Genomic DNA, 14,749 nt, shown 5'->3' on the forward strand with positions numbered 1-14,749 from the left:
TAGGAACCTCGGTCGGCGCAGCGTCGGATAAAACGGTCATGCCGTTCACGGCAGGTCTGTTATTCCGACTGACCGGGCCTGCGGCAGTTCAGCTTTTCGTCGCTATAGACCCCAGGGCTGAGTGCTGCCAAACGCTTGGGCAAGAAAGTCGATCATCACACGCACCTTTGCCGGCGGGCGTCGGTCCGGTGGGTAGAGGATGTAGATGCCGTCGATGGTCAGCGTCGGATGGTCCAGCTCCAGGACCACCAGCTCGCCACGGCGCACCGCCTCCACGGCGATGAACAGCGGCTGGTAGATCAGGCCCTGGCCCTGCACCGCGGCAGCAAGCAGCGCTTCCCCGTTATTGGCCACCAGGTCGCCATCGACCTTGATGCGAATATCCCCGTTGCGACCGAATACCCATTCGTGAGCGTTGGTGCTCGTGGACAGGCTGTAGGTCAGGCAATTGTGCTGCGCCAGATCGGCGACCCGGCGTGGTACCCCTCGCGCATCGAGATAGGCGGGGGCCGCACACAGCACCAGAGGAACGTCGCCGAGCTTGCGCGCTTGCAGCGAACTGTCACCGAGGCGCCCGATGCGCACCGCCATGTCCCAGCCGCCGTCGATCAGGTCGACCTGGCTGTCGGTCAGGCCCAGCTCCACCTTCACCGCCGGATGCCGGTGGCTGAACTCGAACAGCAGCGGCGCGATGTAATGAATGCCGAAGGTCAGTGGCACGTTGAGGCGCAGCAGGCCGCTGGCCTCGATGCGTTGCGAAGCGATGCCGGCTTCGGTTTCGTCGATGTCGGACAGAATCCGCTGGCAGGCTTCCAGATAGCGGTTGCCGGCTTCGGTCAGCGTCAATCGGCGTGTGCTGCGGTGAAACAGCTTGACACCCAGGCGCGCCTCCAGGGCATCGACGTGCTTGGTCGCCATGGCCGGCGACATGCCCTGATGGCGAGCCGCGGCGGAGAGGCTGCCGGCGCTGGTCGCACGCACGAACACACGCATGCTGGTGATGCGATCGAGCAACAGTTCCTACTCCTGATGATAACTGTTAGTGGTTTTTGGTCGGTTCTAATGTCATGCATGTTAATTCATGCTGGCCCCATATTCTTTCAGGAGGCCTTCTCCATGCGAACGCCCAACCTTTTAGCGAACGGTAACCGTATGCCGACACTGTTCGTACCCCATGGCGCCGGGCCATGTTTCTTCATGGACTGGCATCCATCCCATGCCTGGGACGCCACCGCCCGCTTCCTCAAGGGTGTGGCTGCGAGCCTGCCGGAAAAGCCGAAGGCGATCCTGCTGGTTTCGGCACACTGGCTGGAATCCGAATTCCGTGTCACCGGCGCCGCGCAGCCGGGGCTGATCTACGATTACTACGGGTTCCCGGCGCATACCTATGAGCTGCGCTATCCGGCGCCGGGCCATCCCGAACTGGCCTCGCGCATCGTCGAGCTGCTGGGCGCAGCCGGGCTCGATGCGTGTCGGGACGAGGCGCGTGGTTACGACCACGGCATGTTCATTCCACTGAAGCTGATGTTTCCCGATGCGCAAATCCCGGTCGTTCAGTTATCGCTGCGCAAGGATCTCGATTCCCGTGTACTGCTCGAAGCGGGCCGGGCTCTGGCCGGGCTGCGGGATGAAGGCGTGCTGATCGTCGGCAGCGGCATGAGCTTTCACAATATGCGCGGCTATGGCGACGCCCGCTTCGGGCCGATTTCGGACGAGTTCGATGCCTGGCTGGGCAGCGTGATCGAGGCCCCGGCGCAGCAGCGCGAAGCGGCGCTGGCGGACTGGGAACAAGCGCCTTCGGCAAGGTTATGTCACCCCGAGGGTGGCGAGGAGCACCTGCTGCCGTTGATGCTGGTAGTCGGGGCGGCCAACGATTCGAGCGGGCGCAGGCTGTTCAGCGACCGCGTCATGGAAACCACATTGTCGGCCTTCGGGTTCGGCAGCAACCGAGGAGTTTGAAAAATGCACATTGATCTATCCGGCAAGAAGGCCGTCGCCACGGTCGCAACCGAAAACCCCTCGCGGCTGATCAACCGGCTCTGCAAGCACTGGGGCCACAAGTTTCCGGTGCGCCATGACGAGCGCGAGGGTGAGATCCAGCTGAGCATCGGCGATTGCCGGCTTCGTGTGGTCGAAACGGGGCTGAACGTCTCCCTGCAGGCTGAAGACCCCGAGCAGCTGCAGCAATTGCAACAGGTGGTCACCGATCATCTGCAGCGTATGGCCACCGGGGAAACCCTCAGCTTCGATTGGCACTGATGAATTCCGAATGAACGAAAGGAGCACATAAAATGATCAATGACTCGAAAGAGCGCTACGGAAGCGTCAGTAAATGGCTGCACTGGCTCATGGGCGGACTGATTCTCTGGCAGTTCCTGAAGTTCTTTGATCGCATCAGTGACGGCGAACACTGGGTCGGTCAGACTCTGGTGCCCTGGCATGTATCCATCGGCGCGCTGTTGTTGGTGCTGGTGGTCGTGCGGATCGTCTGGGCATCGAGCCAGCTCAAGCAACGCCCGAAGCATGATCCGGCGACGGCCTTCGTGGTCAAGGCGGGGCACTTGGCGTTGTATCTAGGCATGGCGTTGATGCCGATCACCGGCGTGTTGACCATGCTCGGCAATGGCTATGGCCTGACCGTATTCGGCGTGCAGCTGGCAGCCAAAGGACCGGAAATCGGATGGGCGGCGAGCCTGGGCAGCCTGCATTCGCCAGTGGCCTGGATCACGCTGCTGCTGGTAATCGGCCATACGGGCATGGCCTTCCTGCATCATTTCAAGGGTGACGATGTGCTGCGGCGGATGCTCTAAGATGGCTTGTGGGTTTATCCGACCAAAACACTAGGACTTTATCCGGCGCAGTGGTTGGCGTACACTGCGCCCATGTCTGAGAGGAGTTCCCATGAGCGCCATTACCATTACCGACGCTGCACACGATTATCTGGCCGATCTGCTGGAAAAGCAGAACACCAAGGGCATCGGCATTCGGGTTTTTATCACTCAGCCGGGCACGCCCTATGCGGAAACCTGCATTGCCTATTGCAAGCCGGGAGAGGAAAAGCCCGATGACATTGCCCTTGGCCTGAAAAGCTTTACCGCCTGGATCGATGGCACCAGCGAGCCATTTCTGGAAGATGCGCTGGTCGATTACGCCACTGATCGCATGGGCGGGCAGCTGACCATCAAGGCGCCCAACGCCAAGGTGCCCATGGTCAATGAAGACAGCCCGATGAACGAACGCATCAACTATTACCTGCAGACTGAAATCAACCCCGGCCTGGCCAGTCATGGCGGACAGGTGACGCTGATCGATGTGGTCGACGAGGGAATTGCGGTATTGCAGTTCGGTGGCGGTTGCCAAGGCTGCGGCCAAGCGGATGTGACGCTCAAGGAAGGGATCGAGAAGACCCTGCTGGCACGAATTCCCGAACTCAAGGGCGTTCGTGACGTGACAGACCATACCAATCGGGAAAATGCCTACTATTGATGAAGAGGGGCCGCTATTGCGGCCCATTCCGATAGTTTCTTGGCAAAATGCCACTATTTCGTGGCGTCACCACCACAGCGCTCGTTTGCTGAGATAAGCTGTCCGGATTCGGCAATCTGGAAAGCGAAAAGCGAGTGCTGCATGTCTTCCGTTTCCCTGTTGATTTGCGATGATTCGAACCTGGCGCGCAAGCAATTACTGCGTGCGCTACCGGCTGCCTGGCCACTGGATATTCATCAGGCGGCTGGTGGGCGAGAGGCCCTGGCTCGGATTCGGCAGGGCGGCATCAATGTCGTTCTGCTCGATCTCACCATGCCCGACATAGACGGCTACCAGGTGCTGGCCGAGCTGCGTGCAGACTCGATTGGTTGCAAGGTCATCGTGGTGTCGGCGGATATCCAGGAAGAAGCGGTACGCCGTGTGCTGGATCTCGGTGCGCTGGCCTTTATCCGCAAACCCGCCGATCCCGTGCATTTGCAGCAAACTCTGGCAGGTCTGGGGTTGATGGGCGGCGACCTGTCGATGCTCGGTATGCGAGAAGCAGGCGAGGTGGGGTTTCGCGATGCCTTTCGTGAAGTCGTGAATATCGCGATGGGGCGGGCTGCGGCGCTATTGGCCAAAGTGCTCGGTGTGTTCGTGCAACTGCCCGTGCCGAACGTGAACATCCTCGAAGTTGGCGAGCTGCACATGGCCCTTGCCGATGCGGCCCAGAGCGACAGACTCACGGCAGTTTGCCAGGGGTATATTGGTGGCGGCATTGCCGGCGAGGCGCTGTTGATCTTCCACGATTCGGAAGTATCCGAGATGGCCCGCCTGATGCGCACCGCCGAATATCGTGAACTGGAAATGCTGCTCGACCTGTCGAGCCTGCTGATCAGTGCCTGTCTCAGTGGCATTGCCGAACAGATCGACGTGGTGTTTTCCCAGGGCCATCCACAGGTGCTGGGCCAGCACGCCTCCATCACCGAGCTGATTCGTCTCAACCGGCAGCGCTGGAAGAGTACGCTGGCGGTGGAAATCAGCTACAGCGTCGAGGGGCACGACATTCACTTCGATCTGTTGCTGCTGTTCACCGAAGATTCGGTTGAGCTACTGTCCCGTAAACTCGCCTACCTGATGAGCTGAGCATGACCGACTCGATCGAATTGAGCGAACTCCATTGGTTACTGGCAATTGTCCAGAATATCGATGTTGGCGTCGTGGTACTGGACCGTGACTACCGGGTGGATGTCTGGAACACCTTCATGGAGAACCGTTCCGGTTACCTCCCGGACGAGGCTCGACAAAAATCCTTCTTCGAGCTGTTTCCCGAGGTTGACGAACAGTGGTTCCGGCGCAAGGTCGAGAATGTCGTGGCCCTGGGAACGCCATCCTTTACCGTCTGGGAGCAGCGCCCCTATCTGCTGCGCTTCAAGAACTACCAGCCTATCACCGGGCTGGAGGAGTTCATGTACCAGAACACCACGCTGCTGCCCTTGAAGAGCATCAGCGGCGCGATCGGGCAGGTTTGCCTGATCATCTACGATGTGACCGATGTAGCGACCAACCGGCATCAGTTGCAGGCCGCGAACGAGGAGTTGCAGCGGCTATCCAGTACGGATCGCCTGACCGGTCTGTTCAATCGCGGTCACTGGGAGGAAATGCTGCGCCAGGACTATGCCCGGCATCGTCGTTACGCCATCAACTCGGCGCTGGTGATGTGCGATATCGATCACTTCAAGCAAATCAACGATACCTACGGTCACCAGATTGGCGACAGGGTGATTCAGCACACCGCCAACCTGATCCGGCAGAACATTCGGGACTCCGATGTGGCGGGGCGCTACGGTGGCGAAGAGTTCGTGGTGTTGCTGCCCGATACCGACAGTCAGGGCGCGCTTGTGTTCGCCGAGCGGCTGCGCCAGTCCATCGAAGGCTACGAAGTGCGGCATGAGAGCCACAGCATTCGTTTCACCATCAGCCTGGGCATCGCCGACCTCGGCCAGCCTTCCAGTGACCATGCACAACTCATCAAGTGGGCCGACTCGGCGCTGTACGCATCCAAAACCGCCGGACGCAATCGCGTGACGCTGCATCAAACTCAGGCTTGACAGGCCGTGTGAAAACGCAGCATGACCGAGCGCAGTAGTTTTCACACGGCCTGTTGAGCGGGGGCTACGCTTTTCTGGAGAAATTTCAGCAATGCAGCTTCCTCTGCGCTCAGCCATTTACGCTTGCGTGCGGCGCGCAGATTGCTCAATGCGCCTTCGCTGAAGGCATGCAGAATCGCGGGATGGATGTAGCACTGGCGGCAAACGGCGGGGGTATTGCCCAACTGGCGGGCGACCTGCTTGATCGTTCCGACCAGATTCTTCTTCGCTATCGTTTCGGGTAAGCACTCCAGCTGGCGTAACCGTTCCAATGCCAGCGCGCTGCCGGCCCAGGTGCGGTAATCCTTGGCGGTGAAATCGCGTCCGGTCATTTCACGCAGGTACAGGTTTACGTCATTGGAACTGACGGTCCGCCGCTGGCCATCTTCGTCCAGATACTGGAACAGCTGCTGGCCCGGCAGCTCCATGCAGCGGCGCATGAGCCTGGCCAGGCGTCGATCACGCAGAGTGACTTTGTGCTCCACACCGCTTTTGCCACGAAACTGGAAGCGGATCGAGGTGCCCTGAATGTCCACATGCCGGGTGCGCAGGGTGGTCAGGCCGTAGGAGTGGTTGGTGCGCGCATACCGTGGATTGCCGATGCGAATCAGCGTCGATTCGAGCAGCATCACCACCAACGCCATGACCTTCTCGCGCGGCAGGCCGGGAAGCACCAAATGCTTTTCGAGGCGGCTGCGCAGGCGTGGCAGTGCCTGGCCGAATTCGAGCATGCGCTCGTACTTGTTGCTGTCGCGGATTTCACGCCAGCGGGGGTGGTAACGATATTGTTTGCGTCCGCGAGCATCGCGTCCGGTGGCCTGCAGATGGCCTTGCGGGTCCGGGCAGATCCACACGTCCTTATAAGCCGGAGGGATCGCCAGCTTGTTGATTCGCTGAATTTCGTCAGGGTCGCGGATACGTTTTCCGCTCGGCAGAAAGTAAGCGAATTTGCCACGCAGAAGCTTGCGGCTGATGCCGGCCTCGCCATCATCAACGTAGCTGAGGTCGGAAGGAAGGGTCGGACATGACGCTGAACTTGCGGCATCTCCAGACTCGGAAGAAGGAGTCTGGCTGGGAGGCGCAGCGCGTAGGTCGTCCTGTAAGAGAAGCATGCTTACGCCTCCACGCCTTCGGTATTCAGCGCGTCAGTAGTGAGCGCATGCCGTGTTTGGCTCAGCTCTCCTGCTCCTCACTGTTGCGCATCAGCAGCCTGATCGCGGCGACCAGCTCATCGATGGCTTCGCGATAAAGGGCAGGGTCTGCGCTGGTTTCGGCATGGTCGGCATGTTTGCGCGCGGTTTCCAGATGGTCATTTATCGATGCGTAATCGCCTATCATGGGTGCAATCTCCAGTTCGCTGAGGAAGCCTTGTCTGTTGTAAGGACAGGTACGAGCGGCGTCGGTTCGTCCCGCCTATCAGTGCGTGCGCTGTGTGCTCAGCGCCAGGCTCCATTTCTCGTTTCGGCAGCGTGGGCAGGTAGCGTGCTGCTGGTTGTCGAGGCTGTGGGTAAAGCCGCAGCGGGTACAGGCATAGATGGCGCTGGCCGGGACTTCCCGGTAAACCGGGCGGTGCTCGTCCGGCAGCACCGAGAGTCCTGGTCGTACCGCTTCGGATTCAGTGAAAAAGAGGCTGATATCGCCGTCGGTCTCCACGATACCCAGGCGTACCTGCCCCAGATGCTCGACGCCTTGCTGGCGCAGCTCCATGAAAAATTCCTCGGATGAAATGTTCAATTGGTTCAGGCTATTGAGCTCGTACAGGCCGTCCTTGATGATGGTGATCGGCTTGCCCTCCATCCAGTTCTCAAACCGGGAGTTATGCTCCATCGCCAGCATTGTCAGACGATAGAGCAGCAATAGCGTGACAAACACCGTGACGATGGGCAGCAGCGGCTCATCCTCATTGAAGGAGACGTCACCTGCCGCCGAGCCCAGGGTGAGAATCACCACCAGTTCGAACAGCGACAGCTGCCGGATGCCACGGCGTCCACTGACTTTCAGGAAGATGAATACCGCCACGTAGGCGAAGAGCGCGCGCAACGCGACCTCGGCGACGAACAGCAGCGGGAAATCGTTCAGCCACATGCGTTGCCAGTCGAAGGGGATCATGTCGGTCACTTCCGTGAAAGATCTTTTGCTTGAGCAGAAATAGCGACGGCTCGGAGCAGAGGATCAACTACTGCTTAGGGGCCACCTCGAAGATCAGGTCGATGCCATCGCCACTGCCATCCCCGACCACCGAGCCAATCACGGGTTTGTGTGTCACCCGGCGGCCCGGATAGTGCTCGCTCAGTTTTTTTCGAGCGACTTCGCAGACGTGCGTGAGCAGCCCCGTGAACTGGGCGTCCCGAGGAATGATGAATTTCAGGGTAATGCAATGCTTGTCGGGACCTTCCGGCAGGTCTGCCAGACCGCTGCTCTGCCACTGGTCGTTGACGTAGGCCTCGGCGCCTTTCATAGATCGCTCCTGTTTGTCCTGTTACAGGTGGGACCATGAAACGCAAGAATGGATCAGTTGCAGGGGAGGGGAGGTGCGATCGAAACAAAAAAGCCCGGCGCTTGCGCAGCCGGGCCTTGGGTGTATTCGTGAGCTTATTCAGGCATCTGCCATGGGGCGAGGTGGGCGCCCTGACGGCTCAGGTCGGCGCGCGCCTGCTCCAGGGTCTGCCCGAGCTTGACCGGATCGGAATAGACGCTGCTGGACAGCTTGCAGTGGCCCAGGGTGCGGGACTCGCTGTCATCGACGACGGTGATGCTGAGCTCGCCGTTGCCTTCGAGCAGCGTCCAGGCTACGCAATGGAATGGCTTGAAGGCGCGGTCAGTGATCAAAAGAGCGTCATTGAAGCGAAGGGGGTTGTTCATGGGGCAAATGTCTCTCTGTGTGATACCCGGAAAACGAAGTTGTCCAGGCGTCGGGCTGCCGTCGCTGGACTTACATAGCATTGATGTAATCAGGGGGCCACTAAGTCACATCGAAATTTAGAAATGGAGAATATTTTTTCAATTAGCCAAAGGTATGAGATTTTTGGAGACCGAGGCAGGAGCTTTGAAAGATTTGTAACCCATTGATCTGAAAGAACTCAATGCTTCCTCAGCACGCTGCTTCGCTGGAAATCAGCATGCAATGAAAAATGCCACTGCCTGCTGAGGCGCTCTCCTTGATGCGATGCATCGAGGTGCGATGCGCCGTTGGACAGGGGCGGACAAGGTGGTTGACATTGAAGTTAACTTAAAACTTATGCTTTGCGGCGATCTCCTCTCCAACCCTGAGGCAACGCCATGAAAAGCACTTCTCTTGCCCCTCTCTTCAGCGCATGCCTGCTGGCCGCTGCCACATTCGCGCAGGCGACTGAAACACCTTGATGCATGTGGCGCAGGATGACTTGCCTTTCGGCGGCGTCGGGCCGAGCGGCATGGGGGCCTACCATGGTATCGAGGGCTTCCGTGCGATGAGCCATGCCAAGGGCGTCTTCGTGCAGGGCCGCTGGAACCTGCCCAGCCTGCTGCATGCGCCTTTCGGCAAACTCGCCGATATGGCGGTCTCGCTCACGCTGGGGAAACCGGGGAAGCACCATCAGGGAGATCGGAAAACCACCACCCGAACAGGAACGATGCAATGAGTGAGCACAATGCTAGGCAGTGGATGATCTATGGCGCCAACGGCTATACCGGGGAGCTGATCGCCCGTGAAGCGGCACGGCGCGGGCTCAAGCCAGTGCTGGCGGGCCGCAGGCGCGACAGTGTCGAGGTGCTGGCGTGCGCCCTGGGACTGGAAGCACGTGCTTTCGATCTCGATGACGTGGTAGCACTGACCGGGCAGATTGAAGGCCAGGCGCTGGTGCTGAATTGCGCCGGCCCGTTCTCGGCGACGGCTGCGCCGATGATGGAGGCTTGTCTTCGGGGCCGCGCGCATTATCTGGACATCACCGGCGAGATCGCTGTGTTCGAGTTGGCGCAGTCGCTCAATGCCCGCGCGCAGGACGCGGGTGTCGTACTCTGTCCTGGCGTGGGCTTCGATGTCATTCCCACCGACTGCGTTGCCGCTGCGCTGAAACAGGCGCTGCCGGATGCGACGCACCTCGCGCTGGGTTTCGATTCGCGCTCGGGTTTCTCGCCCGGCACCGCCAAGACCTCTGTCGAGGGCCTGGCGCAAGGAGGCAAGGTTCGTCGTGACGGCAAGATCATCACCGTACCGCTGGCCTACGAGGTTCGCTCCCTCGACTTTGGTGACGGTGAGAAGGAGGCGATGACGATCCCCTGGGGGGACGTATCCACCGCTTACCACACCACGGGTATTCCGAACGTTCAGGTGTTCATTCCAGGGTCGCCGCGCATGATCGCCAGCGCCCGACGTGCCAACTATGTCCGGCCGATCCTCGGCCTGTCGTGGGTACAGAAGATGATCAAGGCGCGCATAGCCAGGACGGTGAGGGGGCCCAGCGAAGAGCAGCGCGCGCAGATGCCCACTTTCGTCTGGGGCGAGGCCATCAATGCACGTGGGCAGAAGAAGACCGCACGCATCCGTACCGATAATGGCTATAGCCTGACTGTAAACGGCTCACTGGTCGTGGTGGAACACCTGATGACCACCCAACCCGCTGGCGGCGCGTACACGCCGGCCAGGCTGGTAGGCGCTGATCTGATAGGGCGGTTGCCTGGCTCAGGGCCGCTGCAGATTGTTTAGGTTTCCGCGGGGCAGCATCACGATGATCTGCCCCCGTCAGCCCGGCGGATCAGCTCCAGCCCCTCCCGATAGGTAGTCACCTGAAACTCGGGGAAGCGACGCTTGAATTTCGTGGAATCGAAGAGGTTGTCCTGTTCATAGTGGGGCAGCAGTTCCCTGATCTCGCGCACCGGCTTCGAGAAAAACCCGAGTGTGGTCAGCGCCCACTTGCTGATGATGGTATAGGATGATTCCCGTTCGAAGACCTGGCTGGCCATCGCGACGAACTCCTTGTACGTTGGCTGGTCGTCGCAGCACGGCAGGTGCCAGGTCTGGCCGAACGTATCGGGTGCATTGCCCAGGGCTGCCAGCGCCCGGCTCGCATCGGGTGTCCAGATGAGCGTGCGGCGCGTGTCGTCACGTACCGGCACGCGCGGCGTCTTGTCGGCCTGGAGTTTTTCGATGACCAGCGCATTGGTGAAGCTCTGCGTCTTGCCCGGGCCGTAGAACTCAGGTGCCCGGCCAATGAGGACGGGGATCTCTCCTCGCGCCATCTCTTCAAGCACCATGGACGCCATGGCTGCACGCACCTTGCCCTTGCGGCCAACCGGGGCAAAGGGTGCTTCCTCCGTCAGCAATCGTGCATCCTGCGCATACATGTAGGTGTTGTCGAAATAGGCGAAGCTCGCGCCCTCCGCACGACAGGCGGCCAGGGCGTTCTTCAGCATCGTGGGGAACTGCGCTTCCCACAATTCCGTGTCCGGCGGCAGGCCGGCCGTGAAGTAAACGATGCTGCTGCCCTTGACCGCCTCCAGGGTCTGCTTCGCATCGAGCAGGTTGGCGGGCGTCAGGCTATCGGTGTCGTTGACCTTCGGATTGCGGCTTACGAGCCGCACATCGTTCGTGTATTGGCGCTGTAGCTCTCGCGCCAGCTCCATGGCGATCTGGCCATTGGCCCCCAATATCGTCTGCATGGCGTCCACCTTTTGAATCGCAACTTGTGGCGTGATGGTTGGAAGACTAACCTTGAACCAAGATTTAACGTAAAGCTTTATGTCTCTCGGAGCCCCTCGATCATGAAGATTGGAGAACTTGCAGAACGCACCGGCCTGGCGCCTTCGCGCATTCGCTTCTACGAACGCATCGGCCTGCTCAAGGCGGTCGAGCGTCAGGCCAACGGTTACCGCAGTTACCACGACGATGCGGTATTGGCGCTCAAGCTGATTGCAGCCGGACAGCGTGCGGGCTTCAGTCTGGACGAGTTGCGGGCGCTGCTGCCCAGTGATCTTGCCAGCTGGGAACATGGCACCCTACTCGACACGTTGCGTCGCAAGGTACAGGACATCGAGGCGCTGCAGGCACAGCTCACGCAAAGCAAGGCCCAACTGGTTGAGCTTATGCAGCAGATCGAAGCCAAGCCGCAGGACATGGATTGCGCCGCTAATGCCCGGCGTGTGCTGTCTGAAATGCAGTTGGTAGAAACGGTCAGCGGTCCGGCCTCCAACCCAAAGGCCCGTCGCCGTTAGAAGCATTCTCTGGAGTGCGTATGTGCTATCGCTTCCTTGCCGGCAACGCGTGCCGGGCTTGGTGCGTCTTGGAAGTAAGCCTTCATCAGCGTTGCGCATAGCTCCTGGGTTGCGGGAGCTATGCGCGCCGCTATGACTAGACCTTGAACTGCCTGAGCAGCCGGTTCAGCTGTTCTGCCAGCTCGCCCAGCTGCTTGCCGGCAATGCTCGATTGCTGCGCGGCGCTGGTGCTTTCGTGAGCAAGGCCGGCGGCCTGGGTCACGTTCTGGTTGATGTCTTCGACCACATGAGTCTGCTGCAGTGTGGCACTGGCAATCGAGGCATTGAGCCCTGAAAGATTGCGTAGCGCCTGGGCAATCTGACCAAGGCTCTCGCCCGCCTGGCTGGCCTGTTCGACGGTGGCCTGGGTGGCGCGATTGCTTTCCATGATGACGTTGACGGCAGCACCGGAATTCTTTTGCAGCCGCTCGATCATCGTATGGATCTCAGCCGTCGATTGCTGAGTGCGCTGTGCCAGCAGTCGTACTTCGTCCGCCACGACAGCGAATCCACGGCCCTGCTCACCGGCGCGCGCCGCCTCGATGGCCGCATTGAGTGCCAGCAGGTTGGTCTGGTCCGCGATCGAGCCGATGACTTCCAGAACCGAGCCTATCTTGGTGGTTTCATCCGCCAATGATTGAATAACGTTGACGGCCTGGCTGATGGTGCTGGAAAGCTGGTCGATCTGTTGCAGGCTGGCTTCGATGTTCTGCTGACCAAGCCCCGCCTGTTTATCCGCTTCACCAACCTCATTGGAGGCATGCTCGGCGTTTTTCGCCACTTCCTGCACCGCGTAGGTCACCTCGTTGACGGCAGTGGCAACCAGCTCCATTTGCTGAAGCTGCTGCTGGCTTTGCTGGTGCGTCTGCTCGGCAAGTTTCTCCAGTGTGCCGGATGACTGATCCAGCGAGCTGGCGGTATCCGATAGCTGGCCGATCAGCTTGCGCAGCTTGCGGCTGAAGGCATTGAAATCGCGGCTCAGGGCGGTCAGCTCATCGTTGCCGGAGACATCGAGTTCGCGCGTCAGGTCAGCCTCGCCGCTGGCGATATTGGCCATGGCCTGCATCGAATGCCTCAGCGGCTGCGTAATGCTGCGGATAAGAATGGCAACCATGACTGCCAACAGCGTTGCGATAGCCAAGCCGATCAGCGAGAAGCGTACCAGGTAGCCCTGGAATTCCTTTTCCACGTCGTCCACATAAATGCCCGAGCCGATGATCCAGCCCCAGGGCTTGAACAGTTGGACATAGGAAATTTTCGGTACGGGATTCTTCTCGCCGGGTTTGGCCCATTCGTAATCCACCAGTCCAGCGCCCTGCAGGCGTGCCACCTTGACCATCTCGTTGAACAGCTCCTTGCCGTTCGGGTCCTTGCTTTTGGACAGATCCTGGCCATCGAGCTCTGGCCGCATGGGATGCATCAGCATCGTTGGACCCATATCGTTGATCCAGAAGTAGTCATCCTGGCCATAGCGCAGCACTTTTACCTGCTCCATTGCCGCCTTCTGGGCGGCGGCTGTAGTCATGGCGCCGCTCGCTTCAAGTTGCTGGTAATGGCTGAGGATGCCCAGAGACGTTTCGACGATATTCTGAGTCATGACCTGTTTGCCCTTGTACAGGTCGGTGCGTACCTGCTGCATCATCAACAGGCCGAGAAAGAAGAGCATGGCAACAGATACCAGCGGAATCAGCCAAAGACGTTTACTGATCGGAAAATTACGCAGCATATTCATTGGCTTGAGAGCTCCTGTCGAGGCTTGATCATTATTATCCGTACGCCGGTATTCCTTGGCGTGTGGCATCCTGCCCCAGTCAGCGGGTGGCGATGCCTGATTTTCATAGGCTTGTGAATAGTGTTTCGGCATCGCGCCTGAAAAAATGAGGATGACACCGCAGCGGCGGTGAATTTACTTGTCCGCGGTGAGTCAGAACAGCGCCGAGCTGGCTATCTGGCATATACCTTTGTTGCATATTCAAATGCGGTGGCTGCACTGCTGATGGGGATTGGATGGATCTTTGGCTTGCCTTTCAGGCATTGATTTTAGGGGTGGTAGAGGGCATTACCGAGTTTCTTCCAATTTCCAGTACCGGGCACCAGATCATCGTTGCCGATCTGATTGGTTTCGGTGGTGAGCGGGCGCTGGCTTTCAATATCATCATTCAGCTGGGCGCAATCCTGGCCGTTGTCTGGGAGTACCGGCGCAAGATTTTTGATGTGGTAACCGGATTGCCGAAGGAAAGGCAGGCACAGAAATTCACGGGCAATCTGCTGGTCGCGTTCATGCCGGCTGTGGTGCTGGGTGTGGTGTTTGCCGATCTGATCCACAAATACCTGTTCAATCCGATTACCGTTGCCACTGCGTTGGTCATCGGTGGCGTGGTCATGCTCTGGGCGGAGAAGCGCCCGCATCGCATCCAGGCCGAAACCGTCGATGACATGCGTTGGAGCCATGCGCTGAAGGTGGGCTTTGCCCAGTGCCTGGCCCTGATTCCCGGAACCTCGCGCTCCGGCGCGACCATCATTGGCGGGCTGCTGTTCGGCCTGTCGCGCAAGGCGGCGACCGAGTTTTCCTTTTTTCTCGCCATGCCGACCATGGTCGGTGCGGCAGTGTATTCGGGCTACAAATACCGGGACCTGTTCCAGCCAGGTGATTTTCCGGTATTCGCCATCGGCTTCGTCGTCTCCTTCATCTTCGCCATGCTGGCCGTGCGCGCCTTGCTGAAATTCATCGGTAACCACAGCTATGCGGCATTCGCCTGGTACCGAATCGCTTTTGGGCTCTTTATCCTGGCGACCTGGCAATTCAGCCTGATCGACTGGAGCACCGCTACGGGTTGATGGCTGGAGCCAATTCAGGGCAAGAGTATCTGAGTCGGAGTCGGCAACCCGGTGTCTGGGGTTGCCGG

General features: G+C 59.5%; 17 protein-coding genes and 1 pseudogene. 10 read left to right on the top strand and 8 right to left on the bottom strand.

What is annotated here, in order from left to right; translation table 11 throughout:
- Positions 1–102: 102 nt before the first annotated feature.
- Entirely contained in the window at positions 103–1,014 is a 912-nt protein-coding gene (locus tag ACYCFC_RS05610) for a LysR family transcriptional regulator (protein ID WP_459653377.1), read from the bottom strand.
- A gap of 102 nt (positions 1,015–1,116) precedes the next feature.
- On the opposite strand from ACYCFC_RS05610, the gene ACYCFC_RS05615 reads away from it, so the two are divergent.
- From ACYCFC_RS05615 to ACYCFC_RS05640, 6 genes are all read left to right on the top strand, one after another.
- On the top strand, positions 1,117–1,959 hold the full coding sequence (locus tag ACYCFC_RS05615) for a DODA-type extradiol aromatic ring-opening family dioxygenase (RefSeq protein WP_459653378.1): 843 nt from the start codon (positions 1,117–1,119) through the stop codon (positions 1,957–1,959).
- Between the two features lie 3 nt (positions 1,960–1,962).
- Complete coding sequence (locus ACYCFC_RS05620) at positions 1,963–2,259, top strand: DUF2218 domain-containing protein (protein ID WP_459653379.1); 297 nt, start codon at positions 1,963–1,965, stop codon at positions 2,257–2,259.
- A 32-nt stretch (positions 2,260–2,291) separates the two neighbouring features.
- Positions 2,292–2,810 (top strand): cytochrome b, encoded by a 519-nt coding sequence (locus ACYCFC_RS05625; RefSeq protein ID WP_459653380.1) that lies wholly within the window; start codon positions 2,292–2,294, stop codon positions 2,808–2,810.
- A gap of 91 nt (positions 2,811–2,901) precedes the next feature.
- Positions 2,902–3,486, top strand: a complete 585-nt coding sequence (nfuA, locus tag ACYCFC_RS05630; protein WP_181084243.1) for a Fe-S biogenesis protein NfuA — start codon at positions 2,902–2,904, stop codon at positions 3,484–3,486.
- 141 nt (positions 3,487–3,627) lie between these two features.
- The gene (locus tag ACYCFC_RS05635) at positions 3,628–4,611 is read left to right on the top strand and encodes a response regulator (protein WP_459653381.1); all 984 of its coding nucleotides are present in this window, start codon (positions 3,628–3,630) and stop codon (positions 4,609–4,611) included.
- 2 nt (positions 4,612–4,613) lie between these two features.
- Positions 4,614–5,576, top strand: coding sequence for a sensor domain-containing diguanylate cyclase (locus tag ACYCFC_RS05640; RefSeq protein WP_181084239.1), 963 nt, complete (start codon positions 4,614–4,616; stop codon positions 5,574–5,576).
- Positions 5,577–5,617: 41 nt separating this feature from the next.
- Here ACYCFC_RS05640 and ACYCFC_RS05645 read toward each other — a convergent pair whose 3' ends face one another.
- The 5 genes from ACYCFC_RS05645 to ACYCFC_RS05665 form a co-directional block, all read right to left on the bottom strand.
- Positions 5,618–6,727: a DNA topoisomerase IB gene (locus ACYCFC_RS05645; RefSeq protein WP_459653382.1), complete on the bottom strand. Its 1,110-nt coding sequence runs from the start codon at positions 6,725–6,727 to the stop codon at positions 5,618–5,620.
- Positions 6,728–6,788: 61 nt separating this feature from the next.
- Positions 6,789–6,953, bottom strand: a complete 165-nt coding sequence (locus ACYCFC_RS05650) for a hypothetical protein (RefSeq protein ID WP_181084235.1) — start codon at positions 6,951–6,953, stop codon at positions 6,789–6,791.
- 78 nt (positions 6,954–7,031) lie between these two features.
- The gene (locus ACYCFC_RS05655; protein WP_459653383.1) at positions 7,032–7,724 is read right to left on the bottom strand and encodes a DUF421 domain-containing protein; all 693 of its coding nucleotides are present in this window, start codon (positions 7,722–7,724) and stop codon (positions 7,032–7,034) included.
- A gap of 67 nt (positions 7,725–7,791) precedes the next feature.
- A complete protein-coding gene (locus tag ACYCFC_RS05660) occupies positions 7,792–8,073 on the bottom strand; it encodes a hypothetical protein (protein WP_181084231.1) in 282 nt (93 codons plus the stop codon).
- 134 nt (positions 8,074–8,207) lie between these two features.
- Complete coding sequence (locus tag ACYCFC_RS05665; protein ID WP_181084229.1) at positions 8,208–8,477, bottom strand: hypothetical protein; 270 nt, start codon at positions 8,475–8,477, stop codon at positions 8,208–8,210.
- A 491-nt stretch (positions 8,478–8,968) separates the two neighbouring features.
- On the opposite strand from ACYCFC_RS05665, the pseudogene ACYCFC_RS05670 reads away from it, so the two are divergent.
- Together ACYCFC_RS05670 and ACYCFC_RS05675 are read left to right on the top strand one after the other, a co-directional pair.
- Positions 8,969–9,235 (top strand): annotated as a pseudogene (locus tag ACYCFC_RS05670) (hypothetical protein); the annotation flags it as partial.
- The gene (locus ACYCFC_RS05675; RefSeq protein WP_459653384.1) at positions 9,232–10,299 is read left to right on the top strand and encodes a saccharopine dehydrogenase family protein; all 1,068 of its coding nucleotides are present in this window, start codon (positions 9,232–9,234) and stop codon (positions 10,297–10,299) included. The pseudogene ACYCFC_RS05670 and the gene ACYCFC_RS05675, both read left to right, overlap by 4 nt.
- Before the next feature lie 17 nt (positions 10,300–10,316).
- Here the strand turns inward: ACYCFC_RS05675 and ACYCFC_RS05680 are convergent, their stop codons facing one another.
- Entirely contained in the window at positions 10,317–11,252 is a 936-nt protein-coding gene (locus ACYCFC_RS05680) for an NAD-dependent epimerase/dehydratase family protein (protein WP_459653385.1), read from the bottom strand.
- 102 nt (positions 11,253–11,354) lie between these two features.
- Between ACYCFC_RS05680 and ACYCFC_RS05685 the strand changes: the two genes are divergently transcribed.
- Complete coding sequence (locus ACYCFC_RS05685; protein ID WP_459653386.1) at positions 11,355–11,804, top strand: MerR family transcriptional regulator; 450 nt, start codon at positions 11,355–11,357, stop codon at positions 11,802–11,804.
- 136 nt (positions 11,805–11,940) lie between these two features.
- On the opposite strand, the gene ACYCFC_RS05690 is transcribed toward ACYCFC_RS05685, so the two are convergent.
- Positions 11,941–13,575 (bottom strand): methyl-accepting chemotaxis protein, encoded by a 1,635-nt coding sequence (locus ACYCFC_RS05690; protein WP_181084225.1) that lies wholly within the window; start codon positions 13,573–13,575, stop codon positions 11,941–11,943.
- A 275-nt stretch (positions 13,576–13,850) separates the two neighbouring features.
- Between ACYCFC_RS05690 and ACYCFC_RS05695 the strand changes: the two genes are divergently transcribed.
- Positions 13,851–14,681 carry an undecaprenyl-diphosphate phosphatase gene (locus ACYCFC_RS05695; RefSeq protein ID WP_459653387.1) on the top strand — a complete coding sequence of 277 codons (831 nt, stop codon included), beginning with the start codon at positions 13,851–13,853 and terminating at the stop codon, positions 14,679–14,681.
- The last annotated feature ends 68 nt before the right edge of the window (positions 14,682–14,749 follow it).

It is taken from the genome of Stutzerimonas sp. NM35 (assembly GCF_054604355.1).

Bases quoted from the DNA above. Each gene is read 5' to 3' on its own strand.
- ACYCFC_RS05615 (WP_459653378.1), top strand. From the start codon at position 1,117: ATGCGAACGCCCAACCTTTTAGCGAACGGTAACCGTATGCCGACACTG.
- ACYCFC_RS05620 (WP_459653379.1), top strand. From the start codon at position 1,963: ATGCACATTGATCTATCCGGCAAGAAGGCCGTCGCCACGGTCGCAACC.
- ACYCFC_RS05625 (WP_459653380.1), top strand. From the start codon at position 2,292: ATGATCAATGACTCGAAAGAGCGCTACGGAAGCGTCAGTAAATGGCTG.
- nfuA (WP_181084243.1), top strand. From the start codon at position 2,902: ATGAGCGCCATTACCATTACCGACGCTGCACACGATTATCTGGCCGAT.
- ACYCFC_RS05635 (WP_459653381.1), top strand. From the start codon at position 3,628: ATGTCTTCCGTTTCCCTGTTGATTTGCGATGATTCGAACCTGGCGCGC.
- ACYCFC_RS05640 (WP_181084239.1), top strand. From the start codon at position 4,614: ATGACCGACTCGATCGAATTGAGCGAACTCCATTGGTTACTGGCAATT.
- ACYCFC_RS05645 (WP_459653382.1), bottom strand. From the start codon at position 6,727: ATGCTTCTCTTACAGGACGACCTACGCGCTGCGCCTCCCAGCCAGACT.
- ACYCFC_RS05650 (WP_181084235.1), bottom strand. From the start codon at position 6,953: ATGATAGGCGATTACGCATCGATAAATGACCATCTGGAAACCGCGCGC.
- ACYCFC_RS05655 (WP_459653383.1), bottom strand. From the start codon at position 7,724: ATGATCCCCTTCGACTGGCAACGCATGTGGCTGAACGATTTCCCGCTG.
- ACYCFC_RS05660 (WP_181084231.1), bottom strand. From the start codon at position 8,073: ATGAAAGGCGCCGAGGCCTACGTCAACGACCAGTGGCAGAGCAGCGGT.
- ACYCFC_RS05665 (WP_181084229.1), bottom strand. From the start codon at position 8,477: ATGAACAACCCCCTTCGCTTCAATGACGCTCTTTTGATCACTGACCGC.
- ACYCFC_RS05675 (WP_459653384.1), top strand. From the start codon at position 9,232: ATGAGTGAGCACAATGCTAGGCAGTGGATGATCTATGGCGCCAACGGC.
- ACYCFC_RS05680 (WP_459653385.1), bottom strand. From the start codon at position 11,252: ATGCAGACGATATTGGGGGCCAATGGCCAGATCGCCATGGAGCTGGCG.
- ACYCFC_RS05685 (WP_459653386.1), top strand. From the start codon at position 11,355: ATGAAGATTGGAGAACTTGCAGAACGCACCGGCCTGGCGCCTTCGCGC.
- ACYCFC_RS05690 (WP_181084225.1), bottom strand. From the start codon at position 13,575: ATGAATATGCTGCGTAATTTTCCGATCAGTAAACGTCTTTGGCTGATT.
- ACYCFC_RS05695 (WP_459653387.1), top strand. From the start codon at position 13,851: ATGGATCTTTGGCTTGCCTTTCAGGCATTGATTTTAGGGGTGGTAGAG.